A 20,401-nucleotide genomic window follows, 5' to 3' on the forward strand; every position below is an offset into this window, starting at 1 on the left:
TTGTTTTAGTTTAGGAACCTTTTTCTCACTTAAAACGTAGTATTTATATCGACTGAAATGAGGTGATTTTTTTGAATACGTATGAAGAAAAAGTGTTACAAGAAGCTGAACATTGGAAATTCAGCATGTTGAAACGACCTTCTAAATTTCAACGGACCGCAAAATCTTTACAGCTTAAACTAAATGAAAAAATCCCTGCTAAAGTCCATAAGATTATGACTGAAAGCATAAAAAAAATGGTGGAAACTACGCTTGTTGGGTCCGATTTCACCACTAAAAAAAGAGATGTCAGCGGTCTTTCGTTTGAAGAAAAAGAGAAAAGAATTTTGGAGCTCATACCTAAGTACAAAAAAACTGCTGCTGTAGAAGGAGCTGGTACTGGTGCAGGCGGTATCCTTTTAGGTGCAGCAGATTTCCCGCTGCTTCTTTCCATAAAAATGAAGTGCTTATTTGACATTGCCGCTACGTATGGTTTTGATGTAAAAGAAAAAGAAGAACGCATTTATATGCTGTATATTTTTCATCTTGCCTTTTGCAGCGACGACCATAGAACGAAGCTGCTCGAAGTAGTAGAAAACTGGGAAGAAAAAAAAGAGGAACTTCTTGAGCTTGATTGGAAAGCTTTTCAACAAGAATACCGCGATTACATTGATGTTGTAAAAATGTTTCAGCTTATGCCTGGAATTGGAGCTGTTATAGGTGCATATGCTAATTATCAGCTTCTTGACCATCTCACAAAAGTAGCAATGAACGTCTATCGCTTCCGTATATTATCTTCGTCTCCAAAGTAGTCTAAAAACGTAAAAAAGCTCCATTCGGAGCTTTTTTACGTTAATTTTTTATTTACATATGCATTTACAAATAAGTGAATAAATATAACACCTGCTGCCACGGAAAGCAGTGCAGCAACTATATTAGAAAAAGCCACCGCTATGGCGAGCACAAGAATTTGTACATACAGCGCTTTTTTCCATACGTCCAAAAATGCCTTTTTCCGTTCTTTAGCTTCAACCGGATAAAGAGAAAGCCATAAAATCTGTTTGTGCTGCTTCCAAAGCGGGAGTAATTGAAAACCCGTCATGTATACAACAAATAAAACAACCACTATATTGCCGTATTGAAACGGAGCAGCTACAATTAAAAATCCGCCAATGACAGTTAAGCGAACGAGCAAACTTAAATAATCTCCTGATCGCAAAAATGTTCTAGTGTACAAGTAATGGTAAGTGGCACTTTGACGAAATGGAATACGTGCTAATAGCCAATCTAAATATCTACGGCGTTTGATTCGCTCTTTCACCTGAGGAACGTCCGTAAATAAATTAGCTAATCGATAAAAATAGCCCATGCGCTTTTCTTCTAAGTCAATTAGCTTTTCCCATTTGATCGGCTTTCTTTTTGTAAGGGAGCGATAATAAATGGCTAGCGCAATCATAATCACCGCTACGACTCCTGTAAACAATACGTATGCATGCGAAAATAAGAAGTACGTAAAAACTGCGTTCAAGAAAAACCTGACGATATAATCTGTCCACTTCGCCCACTTTTCTTCAAACCATACAGCCCACCAAGACATGCCTAAGTTTACAACTTTCAAGATGAGTAATAGCAGAAAAAACACAAAAACGTTTGAGTAAGAATCATGCATTACCTTTACGTGAAGAGGTGCTGCTGCACCAGTTGCAAATAATAAAATATAAAGCTGAATCGTAAAGGTAAACCAAAAAGATTTTTTAAAATAAGGCTGCAGCTTCGTCTCCAAAGGAAGTAAAAAGACTAAATCAGGTCGTTTTAAAAACGTTTGAATTTGACCCATGGTTAAAATCAATCCCATAAGTATCGCAATCACTACAGCCGAAGGAAACGCAGGTGTTAATGTACTCAACCACTGTTGATAATAGTAGGCCAAACCGCCAATCGCAAAAATTAACACTAATTTAATGTGGTCATTTAAGATATATTTTGTATATCTCCTTACATCCACTAAATACTGCTGAAACCGTTGCTTCCATAATGCATCAATCTTACTCATAGCCTTCTTCCTTTGTTAATTCAATATAAATTTCATCAAGAGTAGCATTGCGCATCTGAAATTCTTCTTGAAGGTCTTTAAGCGTTCCTTGCGCTCTTACTTCTCCGTTATGTAAAATAACAAATTTATCGCAGTAGCGTTCCGCGGTCGCCAAAATGTGTGTGGACATTAAAATGCCTGCACCTTGCTTTTTCATATCCGTCATCAAATCAAGTAAAGATTGAATACCAAGCGGATCTAAACCTAAAAAAGGTTCATCAATAATATAAAGAGACGGCTGCACCAAAAAAGCGCACATTATCATAACCTTCTGCTTCATTCCTTTTGAAAAATGCGCAGGGAACCATTTTAACTTCCGGTCTAAACGAAATTCTTTTAAAAGCGGCTGCAGACGGGCTTCATATGTTTGAGGCTCAAGTCCATAAGCCATAGCTGTCATATCTAAATGTTCTTTTAATGTTAATTCATCGTATAGCACAGGAGTTTCTGGAATAAACGTAAACTGACTTCGATAACCTGTTGGGTCTTGTTGAAAGGTTTTATTATTAATGGATACACTTCCTTTTTTTGCTTCCATTAATCCAATGACATGTTTAATCGTTGTACTTTTGCCGGCCCCGTTTAACCCGATTAACCCGACTAATTCACCTGCATTTACATCAAACGATACATCTTTTAAGACGGGAGTTTTTGTATATCCCCCTGTAATGTTGTTAATTTGCAATAAAGAACCCATCACGATCTCCTTTTATTTGTTCTTTTTTGTCTTCAAGCGCAAGCGCTATTTGCTCTATTGTACCAAATCTTTTTCTTCCTCACATTGTTTTCAATTTTTTTCGGTTAATTTTTCCAGAATATAATCGAAATATCAGGACATTCTATATAGGGAAGAAGGAAAACAAGTTATTGATTACAACTAATCATTACAAAGCTTCTTACATTTGGGATGAGGTGTCTACAGCAGGCATATTTCAGAAAACCTTATTGTAAATCGATGTATGTTTGATTCATAAGGGGATGGTAGTCATGAACGTAGTAAGAATATATATAATGGGTAGACAATAATGTTCATTTATTACTGTGTAAATGAGGTGTTTGTCAAAGACCAAGAACGATTTCGTTCACATTGTATATTTTTTAGCTCAATGCTTAAATGAGGTGTTTGTTAAAGAGAATATACTTTTTCAAGTTACTGTTTCATTAGGCAATGCAATTACGTAAATGAGGTGTTCCTTAAAGATCATATGCTGCATTAAAAGCTACTTTTTCCTTCTTCACATGACGGGATGCATAATCGTTTGCATCCCGTTTTTGTGTATAAAATGCCAGTAGCTATTTCTTGCCAGCTGATTGCATTTCTACTTTGTGGTAAAATAAACGTACATGTATACCCATACATTTATATTGGTAACGGAAGGTGAACATAATGAGCACACATGATGAAAACTGTATTTTTTGCAAAATTATTCGCGGTGAAATCCCAGGTGCAAAAGTATTTGAAAATGAACATGTATTAGCTTTTTTAGACATTAGTCAAGTAACAAAAGGTCATACGCTGGTGATTCCAAAGGTACATAAAAAAGACATTCACGAACTAACGCCGGAAATTGCGCGCAATTTGTTTGAAGTGGTTCCTCAAATCGCAAATGCAATTAAAGAAACATACAGCCCAATCGGCTTAAACATCTTAAATAATAATGGTGAAAAAGCTGGTCAATCCGTGTTTCATTATCATATGCACATTATTCCTCGCTATGGGGAAGGGGATGGATTCGGTGCTGTATGGAAAGAGCATACAAGCGAATACACGCCTGAAAAACTTCAAGAAATCGCTGGCAATATTTCTTCTCGCCTTTCTTGAAACAAAAAAAGCTTACACATGTAAGCTTTTTTTGTTTTATCTATTCATTTGACACATGTTTAATCAGTTTGTGATATAAAACATCGTACGGCTTTTCACTTATTATGAACGACTTTCCGCCTTAACTTCTAAATTCATACGTTCTTCAATCAATTTTGTTAATGCTCTTGATCCTTCAGGTACCAAGTGGACACCATCTGATGTAAAGTATTCAGGGTGCTTAGAAGCCTCTGAGTACCAATCTACGAGCGTGACGTGACCAAACTTTTCAGAGGCAGCTTTCAAGTTCTTGTTCACCGTGCTTTCCCACGAACGAGGAACGCGCGTATTCACTAAGTAAACGTCCGCGTGTGAAAAAGCTTTTACCAGTTGTTCAAGTTCTTCATTTGTAAAATAGCCGTTTGTTCCTAACTCAATAATCACTGCGCTGTTCGGATTATTAAATGCTTGATAGCTAGGAGTTAGCTGCAGTGCTTCATTGAGCTGCCTTCCTACTTTTCCGTCAATCGTAATACTAAGCGGCATCTCTTTAAGATTTTGAGCAATATCCAGCATGACCGAGTCTCCAATCGCAAGAACATCTCTGTAAGAATTCGGCTGCTGTTTTTCTTTGGCATCAGATTTTTCTTCCGCGTTCTCTGCTTTTTTATCATCCGCTTTATTCTTGTCTTTGACAGAAGTTGAAGCATTTTCTTTATGATTCGTTTGAATTTTAACCTCTGTCTCTTTTGCTGTCGTTTCATCCTTTTGCTGCGTACTAATAGCAAAGCTTGTCATATCCGCTGTAAACAGCGCCAAAAAGAAAATGAGACTGCCCAAAACCACTTGTCTCGAACGAGAAAGATTACGCCATTTAAAAAGCTCTCTCGGATGGTAGTGCCGGAAATAATAGCGAAAGCCGCGTGTGCGGATAGGCACTTCGATGTAACGGTAAGAAAGTTCAGCAATGATAAATGTAAGGCCTACTTGTAACAGCGCATGCCAATAGACCGGGCGGCCAATCTCGGATACAGGTGTTGTAAGAACAATAACCGGATAATGCCACAAATAGATACCGTATGATCTAGTACCAAGCCAGCGAAGCGGTTTAAACGACAGAGCTTTTCCTAAAAAACTACTAGGATGACTAATCGTTGCAACCAGTACAGCAGCGTTTAAACAAATCAGCAGCATTCCACCTTGATAAAGAAAAGATGCATGAGTATACTCATCAACGCTCCATACGCAGAGAATAAATATAAAGAAACTCACTATACTTACCGCGTTTAATACTTGCTTGCCTACGGCTGGAAGATTTTTTGATGACAAACGATACATCGGCCAGACAAATGCAAGTAAACAGCCGATTAAAAGGGCAAACAGCCGAGTATCGGTTCCATAATAAATGCGGCTAGGATCTCCTCCTGGCTCATATAAAAAAGACATTAGAATAGCTGAGGCCATTACTCCAGCTAAAATGAATAGAGAAAGAATTCCTCTCTTTTTGATAAATTTTAAACCCAACAATAAAACAAGTGGCCACACAATATAAAACTGCTCTTCAATAGCAAGTGACCATAAGTTCTTTAATGGTGACGGTGACCCAAAACTATCAAAATATGAAACTTTATGAAAAATAAACCACCAGTTACTCATATAAAAAATAGACGATAATGCATCGCCTCGTAGCGTTGTTAACAATGGCCGGTTAAATAAAATAACCCAAGCTGCAGTTAATACTACCATCACATACACAGCCGGAAGAAGTCTTCTCGTTCGGCTGATCCAAAAATGCTTCAAATTTTTCAAAGGATTTTCCCAAGATTGCACCAGTAAAATCGAGGTAATTAAATACCCTGATAATACAAAGAAAACGTCAACTCCTAGAAATCCTCCAGATGCCCATCCAAATCCTAAGTGATATGCAATGACAGACATAACAGCGAAAGCTCGAAGTCCATCCAAACTATATATATACCTATTTTTCTTTTCCTTTGCACTCATAAAAATGCCTCCAAGCAATATGTACAACAAATTTATTTCCCAATCAGTATTAAGAATATTACGTAATTGTTACATTTTTGTTACAAAAATCATTATATACAATATTATTACTTTCTTCAATATATCACTTACTTAAAATCAAAGAATAAGCAAAAAGAAACAAATTCATTATCTATCTTATTCATAAATTACTAATTTAGTAGTAGTCATATCGATTCTATCTGCGCAGTACTAAAGCCTAACATCTTTCTTTCACCTTACCCGTTTCAGAAATAGAAAAACTTCACACAATTGGTGAAGTTTCTAAGGTGTCTTTAGCATATCTACGTGGGGAAGCCCTTCATCTGAATAAATATCGGAAATAGGTCTAAAACCAAACGATTCATAAAATGTTTGAAGTCTGCTTTGAGCTTGAATTTTAATTGTCTTCTCGTGCAACTCATTCTCTAAAAAATCAATTCCTCTTGCTACTAGCTCTCTTCCGAGACCTGTACCGCGCTGTACTTGTTTCACAATAATGCGCCCCAGAGAAGCCTCCCGATAGCTAATTCCTTTTGGTAAAACTCTAAGGTATGCGATAATTTTCTCATTCTCTTTTTTGAACAAGTGATAAGCAAGTTTGTCTTTTCCATCTACTTCTAAGTAAGCACACTTCTGTTCGACAACAAAAATAGCGGTGCGAACCTGTAGAATTTCATAAAGCTCATCGTTTGTCAGCTCTTGAAATGATTTTATGCACCAAGTCATGATCCGCTCACCTTTTCTTATTGTTCTTTTTCAATTAAATTCAGCGTACGTTCAAGCCAATTGATATAGCTTGTCTCCCGGTCTTGAGCGCGAGATAGCACCAAATAATGACCAAATTGAGGAGACGAAACGGTAATGTGATGATTAACTTGTTCCAAAAGATCATCCATTCGTTTCTTTAAAAAAGTTAGCTTCACTTTCCTGCTTGATAGTTGATTATCTATTTGTTGCTTTAACTCTTCTATTGACATGGATGAAGCAAAATAAGCTTTTAACATAAATTCATCTTTAGTTGTTTCAGGAATAGGATCAATTGTAGTGAGCCACTTGCTTAACTCGGCCCTTCCTTCTTCCGTTATCGAATACATCTTTTTTTCTAATTTCTTGCCTTGAATCACGGTTTCATAGCGAATAAATTCCTCTTCTGTTAATCGCTTTAACTCGGGATAAATCTGGCTGTGCTTAGCACTCCAAAAATTACCGACCTCTTCTTTAAAAAGTCTGGTAATGTCATACCCGCTGAGCTCCTTCTGATCTAAGAGCCCTAATATTGCATATTTTAATACTCTCATTCTGTTCCTCCACATTATTTCTTCCATCAGTATAGCATATAAACATTTCATTTACATGTTTGCCAAAACATGTTTGCGTATACTTTTTATTTATCTTTTTTCTATTATTTTCTCTTTACAGATTAATTTAAATTTTTGAAAAGTTACCTCCACAATCAATGGTTTTCATGATAGTATAATGATATTCTTTCTGACATCAGTCATTAGCCATTTTGTATGATGAGTGTTCGAACTAATTTGAGGAGGAATTAATGTGATTACGTTAAACAGAGCTTATAATTTTAATGCAGGTCCGTCTGCGCTTCCCCTACCTGTCTTACAACTTGCTCAAGAGGAGCTAGTTAATTTTAAAAATACGGGTATGTCTGTGATGGAATTATCACATCGCAGCAAAGAGTTTGAAGATGTATTAACACATGCTAAAGAAACACTCACGGAATTGCTTAATATTCCAGATACACATGAAATTTTATTCCTGCAGGGCGGAGCAAGCCTGCAATTCTCTATGATTCCAATGAACTTCTTAGCTCCCGATCAAGTCGGTGCATATGTACTAACTGGATCATGGTCAGAAAAAGCATTAAAAGAAGCAAAGAAACTTGGAAAAACAGCAGTGGTTGCTTCTACTAAAGAAGAGAACTACCGCTCTATTCCAGCTTTAGATGATGTAAAGCTTCCAAAAGAAGAGATTGGGTACTTGCATATCACGTCCAACAATACCATTTTTGGTACACAATGGGCTGACTATCCTTCTATTGAAGGAGTAGACTTAATTGCCGACATGTCAAGCGACATTCTTTGCCGTCAAATTGATGTATCTAAGTTCTCACTCATTTATGCTGGTGCTCAGAAAAACCTCGGACCATCTGGTGTCACGGTTGTCATTTTGAAGAAAGAATTGCTTAAACGTATTCCTGAAGGTTTACCAACAATGCTGAATTATGAGACACACGTAAAGAGCAACTCTCTTTACAACACTCCTCCAACGTTTGGCATTTATATGCTTTCACTTGTTTTAGATTGGATTAAAGAACAAGGCGGCGTTAAAGCAATTGAAGCCCAAAATCATAAAAAAGCTAAGTTACTCTATACAAGCATGGAACGTTCAAATGGTTTCTATACCCCTCACGCTACAGAGGAAAGCCGATCAATTATGAACGTAACGTTTACTTTACCAACCGATGAGTTAACGACTGCGTTTTTACAGCAAGCAAAAGAAAAAGGCTTCGTAGGATTAGCTGGACACCGTTCAATCGGCGGATGCCGCGCTTCTATTTACAATGCTGTACCGCTTGAAGCGTGTGAAGCTCTTGCCGTCTTTATGGATGAATTTGCACAGGCAAACGTATAATTGGCAGAATCAGCTGATTCTTTTTTCACATAAATATGTTATAATCAGTATGTAAATATATGCAATGGGCATAGACGCACTATTGGTATATTTCGAGCTTAGCTTAGAAGAGGAGAGATGAGAAATGAATACAAAAGTTTTAGTTTCTTTAGCGTTATTAGTCGGAATTGGAGCGGTTCTCCACACGGTGGTACCTCCTATTTTATTTGGAATGAAGCCAGATATGATGTTAACAATGATGTTTTTGGCAATCCTGTTGTTTCCTAGCGTAAAAAATGTTGGGTTAGTTGCCCTAACAACAGCAGCTATTTCTGCTTTAACAACAAGCTTTCCTGGCGGACAAATTGCAAACTTAGTTGATAAACCAATTACAGCATTTGTTTTCTTTGCATTATTTATGCTTGTGAAAAAAGCAACAGGCATTAAAACACCAGTTGCCGCTGCTTTAACAGCTGTTGGCACACTCGTATCAGGAACCGTATTCTTGTCAGCTGCCGCGCTAATCGTCGGCTTACCGGGCGGAAACAGCGTCATGGCGCTTGTTGCTGCGGTTGTATTACCTGCAACAGTAGTAAATACAATCGTTATGGTCGTTATTTATCCAATTGTTCAATCCGTTCTAAAACGCACAAGCATCAAAGCAAAATTATCGTAACGTCAAGAGCCTGATTTAATTAAGAATCAGGCTCTTTTTTTACACCAAAAGCTAAGGCCCGCCAAAGCGTGGCGGACCTTTAGATAAAACGGTTCATTTATAGGATGTTGCTGATCTTTTAGAGACAGCCTAAAGTTCGACTCTTAACTTTTTGTTTAAAAAGAAATGGTACAGGATGCTTTTCACTTAAATTTCATTTGCAGCTCATACAATAGGTATGAAGACTTACTATGTAATAAAGGTTTAAGTTCCCCATCCTAGGTTACATAATAAAGTATAAGCGCCAATAAAAAACTCGCAAAAGCCACTGTCGCACATGTAAGAGACTTTTGTTTCAGCACATGTTTAGGTGGATATGATGCCGTTCTAGTCGTAAGGCTAAACCATTTAAAGGCAGCCAGAAAAAAACTCAGGCTAATCATCAAAAGAATGAATAAAGCTACCCCATGTTGATAACCTCCTTCTTTTGTATAAATCTATGCCATTTTTTTATGATTATGTCAGAAGGAAGTGTTAGCAATTACTTTACTATATAGGAGGAAATAAATAATGAGCAGAATGAAAAAACTAGCAGCTGGAGCAGCAATCGGAAGCACCGTAGCCGCTATTACAACGCTTCTTGTTACTCCATATTCAGGACGAGAACTTAAACAGCGTGTCAGCTCTCGAAAAGACCGAGTTAACGCTTCACAACAAGAGCTCTCAACAAAAATAAAAGCTGTTTCTCAACAAGTACAAATGACCGCCAGAGAAGGAAATACTATAGTGAAAAATATCGCAAGTGACCTTTCTACTACCCTTGGTCAGTTTAAAGAAGAAATTGTCCCTCATAAGGAATCCCTTCAGCATCATTTGAAAGAAATCCAAAATTCTTTGTCAAACCTAGAGGAACATGTACAGACAACTAAAAATCCCAATGAAAAAATTGACAAAAAAGAAGGTTAGAACGCCTTCTTTTTTAATTTTTTAAAATTTTGTAAATTTACATCTTTATAATTTTTTATTTTATTGGCATAATAGAAGATAAATAAAAAAAGAGACTAAGTAGGTGGGAGAAGATGAAAAAGACTAGTGATCAAGATTACAGTTTGAAAGAAGCACTTCTATTTAGCCAACGCATTGCCCAATTAAGTAAAGCCCTTTGGAAAACCGTAGAGAAGGATTGGCAGCAATGGATTAAGCCTTATGACCTTAATATTAACGAGCATCATATTTTATGGATTTCATATCATTTAAACGGGGCTTCCATTTCCGAAATTGCCAAGTTTGGAGTTATGCATGTTTCTACTGCATTTAACTTCTCCAAAAAACTAGAAGAACGAGGTTTACTTGAGTTTTCTAAAAAAGAAAGCGACAAGCGAAATACGTACATTCAGCTGACAGATAAAGGCGAGGCTATTTTATTAGATTTAATGGAACATTACGAACCTTCTAATAATTCAGTGTTCAGCGGCGCACTTCCTTTGCGCGACTTGTACGGCAAATTCCCTGAGTTTATGGAACTAATGACCGTCATCCGCAAAATTTACGGTGAAGATTTTATGGATATCTTCGAGCGATCTTTCCATCATATCGAAGAAGAATTCACTGAAGAAGATGGCAAGCTTGTCAAGAAAGATAAAGAGAACCACCAGGAGACTATTTCAAACTCTTAATGGTTAGTCCCTTATCCATTGAATAATTTCAAAAAATTCATTCATCACATCTTGATAAGAAGGTTGATAACGAAGCGATTCGACCGTCTCTCTAGGATTTAATTTATAATTCAGCATGCCAACAAATTGTGTAAGAAGCGGAACAAAGTCTGTTAGACCTTCCGCTTTTTGCTCAATATATTCGTTTTTTGTATCTTCACACAGAATTAAAATTTCCTCTACTTCCTTCTTTGTAAGCTGATTTCTTACCACTAAATCAATAAATGGTTTAGCTTCTTGTTCAGATGTCCCAGATAACAGTTTTATGTAATATTCTAAACGTGATACTCGAGATTCTAAAGTTTCCATCCGCTTCCCCTACTCCTTCAACGTTCATATACCTCTACTCCATATTGTACATGATTCATTCATGTTCTTCCAAATAATTCTTTCTTCGTCATTCACATTTCCTGTTTGAGTAGCACCTTATAAAGATTTTCATATACTGATTATGTACTCACTGCATATATTAATATAAATCCCTCTGTCCTTTTTAACAATCCTTTTGCACAATGGCTAATTGTTACTCATTTCTTATCCATTCACTTTGCTATTTCGTTTAAAACCTATTTCTCAACTTCTTAACTACCCTTTATAAAATAAAAACCGCATTTCTGTGTAAATACCTTTTGAAATTCTTTGCTCAACTGTATATATAACTATCTATTTTACCGCTTTTTTGGTAATGTTAATATAGATATTTGTAAATTCATACAAAGCTGTACTATATAAATGACTATAAGACTTTTTGTCTTCGTCACACTGATTTTGTTAGGGGGATTTTTATGTACATATTCTTTATTGTATTTGCACTATTCATTTTATTCTACATCAATGCACTAACAAATACATTGTGTATTCAAAAAGAAATTCCAGCTGAAAAACAGCCTAAAGTTTTTCGTACGATTAATGTATTAATTACCATTTTATTAGTTTCATCTTATATTGAAGTATCATTTACATAAAAAACGGTGAGATGTCTCACCGCTTTTTTATAGGCTTAGCAAAAACAGCTAGCTCCGATGATAACTAATAAGATGAATAATACGACTAATAACGCAAATCCACTGCCGTATCCGCATCCGTAAGAACCCATATCTATCGCCCCTTTCCTTTTATATTCATCTGTTTCCTAGTGGTAACATGCACAACCAACAATGACTAATAAGATAAACAGTACAACTAATAGTGCAAAACCGCCTCCATGTCCGCATCCGCTCATTTGAGCACCCCCTTTGTTTACTAATACTGCATCTTATGCATCAGCTCAAAAAACGTCTAGGCTTTTAGCCCAAACTCCATAATTTATTTCTCTTGCTTCTCGTTTGGAGATTACTCTGTGAGTTTGTCCACCATTTTGAAAACGCTTTATAAAAAAGCTATCATAAGCGTATAATCACTCCATGCTTAGTGGAAAATAAATGTAAATTTACGTGGTTTTAACTTCATTTGCTAACATCAGGAAATGTGATATAGTAAATCTTGAGTCAAGCTACATAAGTAAAAATGATGAGTAGGAGTGTTTACGTATGAAAAAAAGCTTAGTTGCACTAACAACGGCAGCCAGTCTCGTTGCTTTATCAGCATGCAGTGGGGGAAATGATGCTTCAAATGCAAACGATTCTTCAAAAGTAATTGTAGAAACAAAAGCAGGCAATATCACTCAAGGTGATTTGTATAAGCAAATGAAAGATACAATCGGACAAGACCAATTTAATACACTCGTACGAAGCGTTACCGAAGAAAAAGTATTGAGTAAAAAATATAAAGTAACGGATAAAGAGCTTGATCAGCAGCTGAACATTCTAAGAGAACAATACGGTGATCAGGTGGATTCAGTTATTAAGCAAAAAGGCGAAAAAGAAGTCAAAGATATGCTGAAAGTTGATATTCTCCGTGAAAAAGCTGCTACAGCAGGCATTAAAGTATCGGACAAAGAACTGAAAAAAGCCTATGATGAGTATAAAGCTCAAAAACCTCAAATTCGCGCAAGTCATATTTTAGTAAAAGACGAGAAAACAGCAAACGAAGTGGAAGCGAAAATCAAAAAAGGCGAGGACTTTGCTAGTCTGGCAAAAGAATATTCAACGGATCAGCAGTCTGCCGCTAACGGCGGGGATTTAGGCTACTTCGGTGAAGGCCAAATGGTTAAAGAATTTGAAGAAGCGGCTTACAAGCTGAAAAAAGGTGAAGTAAGTAAACCAATCAAAACAGAGTACGGCTACCATATCATTAAACTAGTCGATAAAAAGAAAGTAGAATCGTTTGAGAAAAAGAAACCCGAACTTGAGCAGCAAATCAAACGTTCAAAAGTAGATCAAGCAGAAGCAAACAAGAAGATTCAAAAAGAGCTTGATAAAGCAAAAGTAGAAGTGAAAGACAAAAATGTAAAACCAATTTTCGAAGAAGGTGCGACAGATAGTCAATCTGGCGTAGAAACTCCTCAGCAGTAATGCTAAGAGCCTGTCACTCATGTGACAGGCTCTTTTATATAATCAGATGGAATCGCTGTTGCGTCTTTCTTTTTCCACTTGCATTCTTTCGATGAAGACTTGTCCCTCTTTTTCAATAAACGAATCATCCACTTGCTTATCATGTTGTGCAGCACGAATCGCCATAAATCCACTAAAGAAAATGCCTGCTACAACTAAATAAATCCAAATTGGTAGTGTCACCATATATTGATCCCCCATCACAGTTATTTACAACCACTATATGCGAAGGAAGAAAGACTTATACCTTTTTAATCAATCGTTGGTTTATAAAATGAGCGATTATCAAGTGCAAAAATACGCTCTGTAAACTCACCGGGCTTCACTTTTGTTAATGCTCGGTCCAGCATATTCATTTTAGCGTCTACATTGTCAATCAAATGAAGCATCTCAGCCTCTTTAATTAACGGCTTTTTCGGACTTCCCCACTCTTCCTTACCGTGATGCGATAATACAAGGTGCTGAAGAAGCATAACCTCTTCTCCTTCGATCGCTAATTCTTCTGCCGCTTTTCCAATTTCATTCACCATAATCGAAATATGGCCAAGCAGGTTCCCTTCGACTGTGTATATCGTCGAAACAGGACCTGAAAGTTCAAATACTTTGCCAAGGTCATGAAGAATAACCCCAGCGTACAGCAAGTCGCGGTTTAAGCTTGGATAAAGGGTTGAAAATGACTCAGCCAGCTTCAGCATAGACACCACATGGTAGGCAAGTCCCGATACAAACTCATGGTGATTTTTAGTTGCTGCCGGATATTCTAGAAATTCCGTTTGATATTTTTTAAACAAATGGCGAGTAATGCGCTGGACATTCGAATTTTTCATTTCGAATATACTCTTTGTAATATGTTCGACCATTTCTTCTTGAGATAAAGGCGCCACTTCTAAAAAGTCAGATGTGCGCACTCCGTCCTGCGGCTGTGCAGGACGAATGTTGCGTATTTTCAGCTGGTTGCGCCCGCGGTAATTCATTACTTCTCCAGCAGCTCGCACAATCTTTTGAGCAGCATAATTTTCCTCGTCATCTGGGGAAGCATCCCACAGCTTGGCTTCAATATCACCTGTTTTATCCTGCAGGATTACCGTTAAAAATGGCTTTCCGTTGCTTGCAATTCCTCTCGTTGAGGATTTAATTAAAAAATAAAGATCAACTTGCTCTCCTACTTCGTATTGAGCAATTCCTTTTGTCATGATCTTTTCCTCCTTACTACTTCATTCTATGTATTTGATAGCAAAGCTCTTATCGCTTCGTCCGCTTATTTACAGCTCTTTACATTTCATTTTACCATCGCTTGGCACCGAATGCACGGGTAGACGCTTTTTCATACAAGATGAGATTGCGACATAACATAAACAATGCAATCTAAAGACGAACAAATTGGATAAAGGAGCTGAACTGCTTGAGACACCGCTGTTGATTTCCGTGCAAGACTTCGCTTTTCGCGGGAGGGCACTGAGCCTCCTCGTCGCTTCCGCTCCTGCGGGGGTCTCACCTATTCCGCTTTTCCCGCAGGAGTCTTCGTCTTGCTCTCCAATACACAGCTAGAAGCAGCCACATATATGAAAACTATGGTCACCATAGCAATAAAAAAATCCGAACGAGTTGGATTCTCCCTCAAGAATCTAGGTTGTTCGTTCGGATCTTCCTTCAACTAAACTACTTTTGTCTCAGCCTCTCACTTCTTTATGTTTCTTTTTTCGTTAGCTGCAGCGCCTTTTTAATATCTTTAAAAGAGGTAGATTGCCCATACATAAGGACTCCTCCTTTATACACACGGGCACCAAATATAGCTAAAGCAGTAATCGTCACAACTAAAATCCCTATCGATACACTCACTTCCCACACAGGAACATTTAACATACCTACTCGCAAAAACATAATCATCGGAGCAAAAAACGGGATAAAAGATGTGACCGTAATGATTGTGGTTTCAGGATCACCAAGTCCAAACATAGCAATTAAAAAAGCGGCCACAATCACAAGGGTCATAGGCGTAATCATTTGCTGTACATCTTCAATACGGCTCACAAGAGAACCTAAAAAAGCCGCGAGCGTAGCAAAAAGGAAGTACCCCAATATGAAAAAGACAAATGCATACACGAATGTAGTCAGCGGAACATCATTAAATCCGAGATAAGAAAAGATACCGTTATGATTTGTTTCCACACTGGCTTTTAACGATGTGTAGCCCACGCTCAGTATCACTGCAAGCTGCGTTAAGCTGAGCAGTGCAATTCCAATGATTTTAGCAAACATTTGTGTAATAGGTGATACGCTCGATACAAGGATCTCCATAACGCGGGATGATTTTTCAGTAGCTACTTCCATCGCAATCATGCTCCCATACATGATAACGGCAAAATAAATAACAAATAGCAGCACATACACAAGACCTCTTGCTTGATTTAGCTCTTGTTCTGTTTTGGCATTTTCAACTAACGCTTTCTTTTTAAATGAAACAGGGCTGTAAAGCTGATCAATTTGCTTTTCTTCTAAACCGATTTTCACTGTAGCCATAGCCACTTTTGTTTGCTGTACCGCCTGTTCTAAGGTAGAAGAAAGGTTTGATTCAGCCAAAGAGTTAGCTTTGTACACAGCTTGAGGCAGCTGCTTATCGTTTAAAGATAAAAGTAAATAGCTATCGAGCTCCCCGCTTTCTACCGCTTGTTTTGCCTTAGACTCAGACGTAAATTCTTTTAAATGAATGTCTTTATCCATGACATTTACATTTTGTTTGAACAAAGTATATACGCTTTCCACGTCATAGATGACACCCACATTTGTTCCATTATCGTCTGAATTAAAAACGTCGATAATTTTCTCCATATTTGTAAGAGCAACTAGAATAAGAGCAGTAATAATCGTCGTAATAATAAAAGATTTTGTTTTTAATTTATTAAGATATGTATGAAAGACAATGACCCAAAATTTATTCATAGGAAGCACCTACCTTTTCAATGAAAATATCATTTAATGAAGGCTCTTCCACTGCGAATTTAGATACAAATGAAAAGTGTTTAAGTTCTTGAAAAATGAGTTGTGATACGGATTCATGTTGAATTTGAACAATCATGCCTTCAACCGTTTTTTTCACCTTTACAACGCCTTCAAGCTCTGTAATTCTCTCAAACGGACCTTTTCCGTGTACAATGACGTTTTTCTTTCCAAATGAACGTTTGATCTCCGGGAGCCTTCCATACACTACAGGCGTGCCATGATGCATAATACATAAATATTCACAAAGTTCTTCCACATGTTCCATTCGATGACTTGAAAAAACAATCGTCGTTCCGCGTTTTTTCAAATCAAGCACCGCTTCTTTTAATACCTCTACGTTTACAGGATCTAAGCCGCTAAAAGGTTCGTCTAAAATAAGCAGCTCGGGTCGATGAATAACGGAGGCAATAAATTGAATTTTTTGCTGATTCCCTTTGGATAGCTCTTCTACTTTTTTGGAAGCATATTGAGGAATATTAAATCGAGACAACCAGTGTTCCATTTCTTGCAGCACGTTCGCTTTTTTCATTCCGCGCAACCGTCCAAGATATACGAGCTGATCTTTGACTTTTAATTTCGGATACAGTCCCCTTTCTTCTGGAAGGTAGCCAACTAGATGACTTCTACTGTAAGTTAAAGATTTATCATTCCATTGGATGTGACCTGAGGTTGGTTCAATGAGCCCTAAAATCATTCGAAACGTCGTCGTTTTGCCAGCACCGTTTGCACCTAAAAAACCGAACACTTCGCCTTTTGGAATTTGCAGGGATAGCTCGTTTACAGCTGTAAATTCACCGTACCTTTTTGAAACTTCACGGATAGAAAGAGACATTTAATTCCTCCTTTGTAAATAAACCTATGTTTATTGTATGGAAAAAAATGATATCTGTAAACCTTAGCAGGATTTAGAGGAATAGGACGAGAAATATGTTGAATACGCTTACAATTATACTATAAGAGGAGAGTAGATTTTATGAGTACTTACACATTAACCGCTTTTGAAAAGACTGGAGAAAAATTAATAGATGAAAGTTTTGAAGCAGCTTCTGAGACAGAAGCAAAGACTATCGGCACCAAGAAGTTAGAAGAGCTTTCCTATTTAGAAAAAACGCATCGATGCGTTAGCTCTAGCGGAAAACTTGTATTGTTTCATCGTTAATACAAAACGCCGGAAAGTTTTAGCTTTCCGGCGTTTTATATTACTTTACAGCTTCTTTTAGTTCTTTACCAGCTTTAAATGCCGGTACTTTTGATGCTGGAATTTGCATTTCTTCACCCGTTTGAGGGTTACGGCCTGTACGAGCAGCACGCTCGCGTACTTCAAATGTACCGAAGCCGATTAACTGAATTTTTTCACCTTCACCTAGCGTTGATGAAATTGTTTCTAGTAATGCATCAACTGCTTTAGATGCATCTGCTTTTGTTAACTCTGATTTTGTTGCCACTGCGTTTACTAAATCTGTTTTGTTCATTTCCAATCACCTCATTAGTTTCTACATTATCTTGTGTTACCACTGTTTTGCAACTTTTAAACATGCTCTATCAATATGATAGACAAAAATATTGGCTTTTAAACTAGTTCACTTAATTTTCGGAAATATCTTTTTCACTTTGATTAAAAACAGGCGCTCGCTTTTCCAGAAACGCACGTACACCTTCCTTATGATCCGAACTTTGGCTCATAGCAAACTGACTTCTTTTCTCAAGCGCAAGCACTTGCTTTAATTGTGAAACAGATGTCTCCACATAAATTCGCTTTGTTTCCTTCAAAGCACGTGAAGGTTTTTTTAGCCAATATGAGAGATAATCTTCTACATGCTTCGCCAAATCTCCTTCTTTTATTTCATCAATTATGCCAAATTGATGAGCTTCCTCTGCTTTTAATGTCTTTCCTTCCCAAATTAGCTGTTTTGCACGATGAGCACCGATGCGCTTTTCTAGTAAAAAGTGACCGCCTCCGTCTGGAATTAGAGCAATGCCGATAAAGTTCATGGCAATTTTTGTGTGTCTTTCTGCAATAATATAATCAGAAGCAAGCGCGATGCTCAGCCCTAGCCCTGCTGCCGCACCGTGCAGTACACTTATCGTCATTTGAGGGAGGCTGTATAAAGTCAGCACGGCTTCATTAATCAAATCCATTACCTGCTCAAAACGTTCTGATTGTGAAGGTGACATCATCATATTAATATCTCCGCCTGCTGAAAATACTTTTCCGTTTCCTTTTACTATTAAAAAGTCGGCTTCACTTTCTTCGACAACTTTTAAACATTGAATAAACTGCTCTAGCACTTCTTCGTTTAATGCATTTAACGCATCCGGCCTGTTAAACGAAATTGTGGCGATACGCTCTTGCAAAACTAGTTCTACTACTTTTAATTCGACGGTCATCTTACTCACCCTTTCTGATAATGATTGAGGACTTGTTCACGAAGCGTACGTTTTAAGAACTTTCCTACCGTTGTCTTCGGGATCTCATCCATAAATAAAATGTCATCTGGAAGCCACCATTTCGCGAACTGCGGCGCTAAAAATTCCAGCAGCTCTTCTGACGAAACGATGCCTTTGTATGCATCTTTTAACACGACACAAGCAACTGGACGCTCTTGCCACATCTTATGAGGGACTGCTATGACACAGGCTTCGAAAACAGCTTCATGGGCAATAAGCGCGTTTTCTAGATCAACCGATGAAATCCATTCTCCTCCGCTTTTAATTAAATCTTTTGTTCGGTCTACGATTTTGATCGTTCCCTCTTCGTCAACCGTCACAATATCTCCGGTATACAGCCAGCCGTCTTTAAACGTATCTTCTGTTCTTTTATCCTTGTAATATTCAGAAGCTACCCATGGGCCCTTTAGTAATAGCTCACCCATTTCCACTCCATCCCAAGCAATTTCTCCATTTTGACCTATTACTTTCATTTCAACGCCAGGAACTAAGAAACCTTGCTTTGCTTTTACGTTGAGCTGATACTCGAAGTCTTCGCTGTACTGATAGCTTTTTAAACGGGAGACGGTCACCACAGGGCTTGTTTCCGTCATTCCGTATGCATGCATAAATTCAATTTGATATTTTTCCTGAAATTCTCGAATGACGCTTTTTGGGGCCGCTGATCCGCCGCATAAAATAGCTCGCAAACTATCGACTGCGTAAGGCCTTTTTTCTATCTCTTGTAAAAAGTTTAACCAAACGGTAGGTACTGCTGCAGCCAGAGTTACTTTCTCGTGTTCAATCAGAGAAGCAATCGTCTCTGAAGTACAAAAAGCACCCGGCAGCACGAGCTTTGTTCCAAACCAAACGGCAGCAAAAGGAATTCCCCATGCGTTCACGTGAAACATTGGAACGATAGGCATAGCGGTATCTGCTTCTGATAATCCAGTACTATCAGCAAGCCCTAGCGCCATACAGTGCAGATAAATAGCTCGATGAGAATATACAACGCCCTTTGGCTCTCCTGTAGTAGCAGAGGTATAACAAAGGCCTGCTGGTTCTTCTTCGTTTAAATCTTGAACAAAGGAATGCGATGCATGCCCTTGCTGAATCCAATTTTCGTAATGATAAACTGGCAAGTCTGTTTCTGGCAGCTTATCTTCATCTGACATAATGATATAGGCTTCAACATGTGGAAGCTTTTGATGAATGCTTTCGAATAAAGGTAAAAAGCATTCATCAAGTAAAATGACTTTATCGCGTGCATGGTTAATGATGTATACAATTTGCTCAGAATCTAACCGGATATTAATTGTGTGAAGAACAGCGCCTATTCCCGGCACAGCAAAATAAGCTTCTAGATGTTTATGATGATTCCATGCAAACGTTCCGACTCTTTCTCCTCTCTTCACTCCAATTCGTTCTAGCATACTAGAGAGCTGCCGAGTCCGTTTTATTAACTGATTATAAGTTAAACGCTGAATTCCTTTTGAAGATTTAGAAACCACTTCTTTTTTACCAAACAGCTTTTCAGCTCTTTCCATCATAGATGGTACGGTTAACTGTACATTCATCATTAAGCGG

The 20,401-nt window shown here is 37.7% G+C and carries 25 protein-coding genes and 1 pseudogene; 9 read left to right on the forward strand and 17 right to left on the reverse strand.

All coding sequences use genetic code 11. The features are described from left to right. The first annotated feature begins 71 nt into the window (after positions 1-71). Entirely contained in the window at positions 72-791 is a 720-nt protein-coding gene (locus tag LAV82_RS24785) for an EcsC family protein (RefSeq protein ID WP_211078918.1), read from the forward strand. A 35-nt stretch (positions 792-826) separates the two neighbouring features. Here LAV82_RS24785 and LAV82_RS24790 read toward each other — a convergent pair whose 3' ends face one another. Both LAV82_RS24790 and LAV82_RS24795 read right to left on the reverse strand, forming a co-directional pair. Next, complete coding sequence (locus LAV82_RS24790; protein WP_029320793.1) at positions 827-2,032, reverse strand: ABC transporter permease; 1,206 nt, start codon at positions 2,030-2,032, stop codon at positions 827-829. Continuing rightward, the gene (locus tag LAV82_RS24795; RefSeq protein ID WP_211078916.1) at positions 2,025-2,768 is read right to left on the reverse strand and encodes an ABC transporter ATP-binding protein; all 744 of its coding nucleotides are present in this window, start codon (positions 2,766-2,768) and stop codon (positions 2,025-2,027) included. Before LAV82_RS24795 ends, LAV82_RS24790 begins: the two co-directional genes overlap by 8 nt. 690 nt (positions 2,769-3,458) lie before the next feature. Between LAV82_RS24795 and LAV82_RS24800 the strand changes: the two genes are divergently transcribed. Then, positions 3,459-3,893: an HIT family protein gene (locus LAV82_RS24800; protein WP_014461670.1), complete on the forward strand. Its 435-nt coding sequence runs from the start codon at positions 3,459-3,461 to the stop codon at positions 3,891-3,893. 102 nt (positions 3,894-3,995) lie between these two features. Here the strand turns inward: LAV82_RS24800 and LAV82_RS24805 are convergent, their stop codons facing one another. The 3 genes from LAV82_RS24805 to LAV82_RS24815 form a co-directional block, all read right to left on the reverse strand. Beyond that, complete coding sequence (locus LAV82_RS24805; RefSeq protein WP_499717158.1) at positions 3,996-5,876, reverse strand: acyltransferase family protein; 1,881 nt, start codon at positions 5,874-5,876, stop codon at positions 3,996-3,998. 303 nt (positions 5,877-6,179) lie between these two features. Next, positions 6,180-6,623 (reverse strand): GNAT family N-acetyltransferase, encoded by a 444-nt coding sequence (locus tag LAV82_RS24810; protein ID WP_211078914.1) that lies wholly within the window; start codon positions 6,621-6,623, stop codon positions 6,180-6,182. A 17-nt stretch (positions 6,624-6,640) separates the two neighbouring features. After that, positions 6,641-7,195 (reverse strand): PadR family transcriptional regulator, encoded by a 555-nt coding sequence (locus LAV82_RS24815; RefSeq protein ID WP_029320791.1) that lies wholly within the window; start codon positions 7,193-7,195, stop codon positions 6,641-6,643. A 253-nt stretch (positions 7,196-7,448) separates the two neighbouring features. Here LAV82_RS24815 and serC point away from each other — a divergent pair, with 253 nt between their 5' ends. Together serC and LAV82_RS24825 are read left to right on the forward strand one after the other, a co-directional pair. Continuing rightward, positions 7,449-8,546 carry a 3-phosphoserine/phosphohydroxythreonine transaminase gene (gene serC / locus LAV82_RS24820; RefSeq protein WP_013055316.1) on the forward strand — a complete coding sequence of 366 codons (1,098 nt, stop codon included), beginning with the start codon at positions 7,449-7,451 and terminating at the stop codon, positions 8,544-8,546. 124 nt (positions 8,547-8,670) lie between these two features. Further along, positions 8,671-9,201 (forward strand): tryptophan transporter, encoded by a 531-nt coding sequence (locus LAV82_RS24825; protein ID WP_029320787.1) that lies wholly within the window; start codon positions 8,671-8,673, stop codon positions 9,199-9,201. Between the two features lie 257 nt (positions 9,202-9,458). Here LAV82_RS24825 and yhzF read toward each other — a convergent pair whose 3' ends face one another. Then, positions 9,459-9,677: a membrane protein YhzF gene (gene yhzF, locus LAV82_RS24830; RefSeq protein WP_473964686.1), complete on the reverse strand. Its 219-nt coding sequence runs from the start codon at positions 9,675-9,677 to the stop codon at positions 9,459-9,461. 73 nt (positions 9,678-9,750) lie between these two features. Here yhzF and LAV82_RS24835 point away from each other — a divergent pair, with 73 nt between their 5' ends. Both LAV82_RS24835 and LAV82_RS24840 read left to right on the forward strand, forming a co-directional pair. Next, positions 9,751-10,146, forward strand: a complete 396-nt coding sequence (locus LAV82_RS24835; RefSeq protein ID WP_013055314.1) for a YtxH domain-containing protein — start codon at positions 9,751-9,753, stop codon at positions 10,144-10,146. Between the two features lie 113 nt (positions 10,147-10,259). Then, positions 10,260-10,856, forward strand: coding sequence for an HTH-type transcriptional regulator Hpr (locus tag LAV82_RS24840; protein ID WP_014461677.1), 597 nt, complete (start codon positions 10,260-10,262; stop codon positions 10,854-10,856). A 3-nt stretch (positions 10,857-10,859) separates the two neighbouring features. Here the strand turns inward: LAV82_RS24840 and LAV82_RS24845 are convergent, their stop codons facing one another. Next, positions 10,860-11,204: a DUF1878 family protein gene (locus LAV82_RS24845; protein ID WP_013055313.1), complete on the reverse strand. Its 345-nt coding sequence runs from the start codon at positions 11,202-11,204 to the stop codon at positions 10,860-10,862. A gap of 476 nt (positions 11,205-11,680) precedes the next feature. Here LAV82_RS24845 and LAV82_RS24850 point away from each other — a divergent pair, with 476 nt between their 5' ends. Continuing rightward, positions 11,681-11,860, forward strand: a complete 180-nt coding sequence (locus tag LAV82_RS24850) for a hypothetical protein (RefSeq protein WP_013055312.1) — start codon at positions 11,681-11,683, stop codon at positions 11,858-11,860. A gap of 35 nt (positions 11,861-11,895) precedes the next feature. On the opposite strand, the gene LAV82_RS24855 is transcribed toward LAV82_RS24850, so the two are convergent. Then, on the reverse strand, positions 11,896-11,991 hold the full coding sequence (locus LAV82_RS24855; protein ID WP_016762974.1) for a YjcZ family sporulation protein: 96 nt from the start codon (positions 11,989-11,991) through the stop codon (positions 11,896-11,898). A gap of 36 nt (positions 11,992-12,027) precedes the next feature. Further along, complete coding sequence (locus LAV82_RS24860) at positions 12,028-12,117, reverse strand: YjcZ family sporulation protein (protein ID WP_078081447.1); 90 nt, start codon at positions 12,115-12,117, stop codon at positions 12,028-12,030. A 307-nt stretch (positions 12,118-12,424) separates the two neighbouring features. Between LAV82_RS24860 and LAV82_RS24865 the strand changes: the two genes are divergently transcribed. Next, a complete protein-coding gene (locus tag LAV82_RS24865) occupies positions 12,425-13,348 on the forward strand; it encodes a peptidylprolyl isomerase (protein WP_013055311.1) in 924 nt (307 codons plus the stop codon). 42 nt (positions 13,349-13,390) lie between these two features. On the opposite strand, the gene LAV82_RS24870 is transcribed toward LAV82_RS24865, so the two are convergent. The 5 genes and pseudogenes from LAV82_RS24870 to LAV82_RS24890 all read right to left on the reverse strand — a co-directional run bounded on the left by LAV82_RS24870 (position 13,391) and on the right by LAV82_RS24890 (position 17,219). Beyond that, complete coding sequence (locus LAV82_RS24870) at positions 13,391-13,573, reverse strand: sporulation YhaL family protein (RefSeq protein WP_013055310.1); 183 nt, start codon at positions 13,571-13,573, stop codon at positions 13,391-13,393. Positions 13,574-13,638: 65 nt separating this feature from the next. After that, positions 13,639-14,580 (reverse strand): 3'-5' exoribonuclease YhaM, encoded by a 942-nt coding sequence (gene yhaM, locus LAV82_RS24875; protein ID WP_013055309.1) that lies wholly within the window; start codon positions 14,578-14,580, stop codon positions 13,639-13,641. A gap of 131 nt (positions 14,581-14,711) precedes the next feature. Continuing rightward, a pseudogene (locus LAV82_RS24880) lies at positions 14,712-14,925 on the reverse strand (hypothetical protein). A gap of 148 nt (positions 14,926-15,073) precedes the next feature. Then, positions 15,074-16,327 carry an ABC transporter permease gene (locus LAV82_RS24885; RefSeq protein ID WP_013055308.1) on the reverse strand — a complete coding sequence of 418 codons (1,254 nt, stop codon included), beginning with the start codon at positions 16,325-16,327 and terminating at the stop codon, positions 15,074-15,076. Next, on the reverse strand, positions 16,320-17,219 hold the full coding sequence (locus LAV82_RS24890) for an ABC transporter ATP-binding protein (protein ID WP_029320779.1): 900 nt from the start codon (positions 17,217-17,219) through the stop codon (positions 16,320-16,322). Before LAV82_RS24890 ends, LAV82_RS24885 begins: the two co-directional genes overlap by 8 nt. 141 nt (positions 17,220-17,360) lie before the next feature. On the opposite strand from LAV82_RS24890, the gene LAV82_RS24895 reads away from it, so the two are divergent. Then, a complete protein-coding gene (locus LAV82_RS24895) occupies positions 17,361-17,546 on the forward strand; it encodes a YhzD family protein (protein WP_013055306.1) in 186 nt (61 codons plus the stop codon). A 40-nt stretch (positions 17,547-17,586) separates the two neighbouring features. Here LAV82_RS24895 and hbs read toward each other — a convergent pair whose 3' ends face one another. The 3 genes from hbs to LAV82_RS24910 form a co-directional block, all read right to left on the reverse strand. Next, a complete protein-coding gene (gene hbs, locus LAV82_RS24900) occupies positions 17,587-17,859 on the reverse strand; it encodes a non-specific DNA-binding protein Hbs (RefSeq protein ID WP_013055305.1) in 273 nt (90 codons plus the stop codon). A gap of 112 nt (positions 17,860-17,971) precedes the next feature. Then, positions 17,972-18,775 (reverse strand): enoyl-CoA hydratase, encoded by an 804-nt coding sequence (locus LAV82_RS24905; RefSeq protein WP_013055304.1) that lies wholly within the window; start codon positions 18,773-18,775, stop codon positions 17,972-17,974. A gap of 5 nt (positions 18,776-18,780) precedes the next feature. Beyond that, positions 18,781-20,394, reverse strand: coding sequence for a long-chain fatty acid--CoA ligase (locus tag LAV82_RS24910; protein ID WP_499717159.1), 1,614 nt, complete (start codon positions 20,392-20,394; stop codon positions 18,781-18,783). Between the last annotated feature and the right edge of the window lie 7 nt (positions 20,395-20,401).

Source organism: Bacillus sp. ILBB4 (assembly GCF_035064545.1).
Classification (GTDB): Bacteria; Bacillota; Bacilli; order Bacillales; family Bacillaceae_H; genus Priestia.

Bases quoted from the DNA above. Each gene is read 5' to 3' on its own strand.
- LAV82_RS24840 (WP_014461677.1), top strand. From the start codon at position 10,260: ATGAAAAAGACTAGTGATCAAGATTACAGTTTGAAAGAAGCACTTCTA.
- LAV82_RS24790 (WP_029320793.1), bottom strand. From the start codon at position 2,032: ATGAGTAAGATTGATGCATTATGGAAGCAACGGTTTCAGCAGTATTTA.
- LAV82_RS24885 (WP_013055308.1), bottom strand. From the start codon at position 16,327: ATGAATAAATTTTGGGTCATTGTCTTTCATACATATCTTAATAAATTA.
- LAV82_RS24815 (WP_029320791.1), bottom strand. From the start codon at position 7,195: ATGAGAGTATTAAAATATGCAATATTAGGGCTCTTAGATCAGAAGGAG.
- LAV82_RS24850 (WP_013055312.1), top strand. From the start codon at position 11,681: ATGTACATATTCTTTATTGTATTTGCACTATTCATTTTATTCTACATC.
- LAV82_RS24855 (WP_016762974.1), bottom strand. From the start codon at position 11,991: ATGGGTTCTTACGGATGCGGATACGGCAGTGGATTTGCGTTATTAGTC.
- LAV82_RS24835 (WP_013055314.1), top strand. From the start codon at position 9,751: ATGAGCAGAATGAAAAAACTAGCAGCTGGAGCAGCAATCGGAAGCACC.
- LAV82_RS24870 (WP_013055310.1), bottom strand. From the start codon at position 13,573: ATGGTGACACTACCAATTTGGATTTATTTAGTTGTAGCAGGCATTTTC.
- LAV82_RS24860 (WP_078081447.1), bottom strand. From the start codon at position 12,117: ATGAGCGGATGCGGACATGGAGGCGGTTTTGCACTATTAGTTGTACTG.
- LAV82_RS24890 (WP_029320779.1), bottom strand. From the start codon at position 17,219: ATGTCTCTTTCTATCCGTGAAGTTTCAAAAAGGTACGGTGAATTTACA.
- LAV82_RS24825 (WP_029320787.1), top strand. From the start codon at position 8,671: ATGAATACAAAAGTTTTAGTTTCTTTAGCGTTATTAGTCGGAATTGGA.
- LAV82_RS24805 (WP_499717158.1), bottom strand. From the start codon at position 5,876: ATGAGTGCAAAGGAAAAGAAAAATAGGTATATATATAGTTTGGATGGA.
- LAV82_RS24845 (WP_013055313.1), bottom strand. From the start codon at position 11,204: ATGGAAACTTTAGAATCTCGAGTATCACGTTTAGAATATTACATAAAA.
- LAV82_RS24810 (WP_211078914.1), bottom strand. From the start codon at position 6,623: ATGACTTGGTGCATAAAATCATTTCAAGAGCTGACAAACGATGAGCTT.
- hbs (WP_013055305.1), bottom strand. From the start codon at position 17,859: ATGAACAAAACAGATTTAGTAAACGCAGTGGCAACAAAATCAGAGTTA.
- LAV82_RS24910 (WP_499717159.1), bottom strand. From the start codon at position 20,394: ATGATGAATGTACAGTTAACCGTACCATCTATGATGGAAAGAGCTGAA.
- LAV82_RS24865 (WP_013055311.1), top strand. From the start codon at position 12,425: ATGAAAAAAAGCTTAGTTGCACTAACAACGGCAGCCAGTCTCGTTGCT.
- LAV82_RS24905 (WP_013055304.1), bottom strand. From the start codon at position 18,775: ATGACCGTCGAATTAAAAGTAGTAGAACTAGTTTTGCAAGAGCGTATC.
- yhaM (WP_013055309.1), bottom strand. From the start codon at position 14,580: ATGACAAAAGGAATTGCTCAATACGAAGTAGGAGAGCAAGTTGATCTT.
- LAV82_RS24800 (WP_014461670.1), top strand. From the start codon at position 3,459: ATGAGCACACATGATGAAAACTGTATTTTTTGCAAAATTATTCGCGGT.
- LAV82_RS24895 (WP_013055306.1), top strand. From the start codon at position 17,361: ATGAGTACTTACACATTAACCGCTTTTGAAAAGACTGGAGAAAAATTA.
- LAV82_RS24795 (WP_211078916.1), bottom strand. From the start codon at position 2,768: ATGGGTTCTTTATTGCAAATTAACAACATTACAGGGGGATATACAAAA.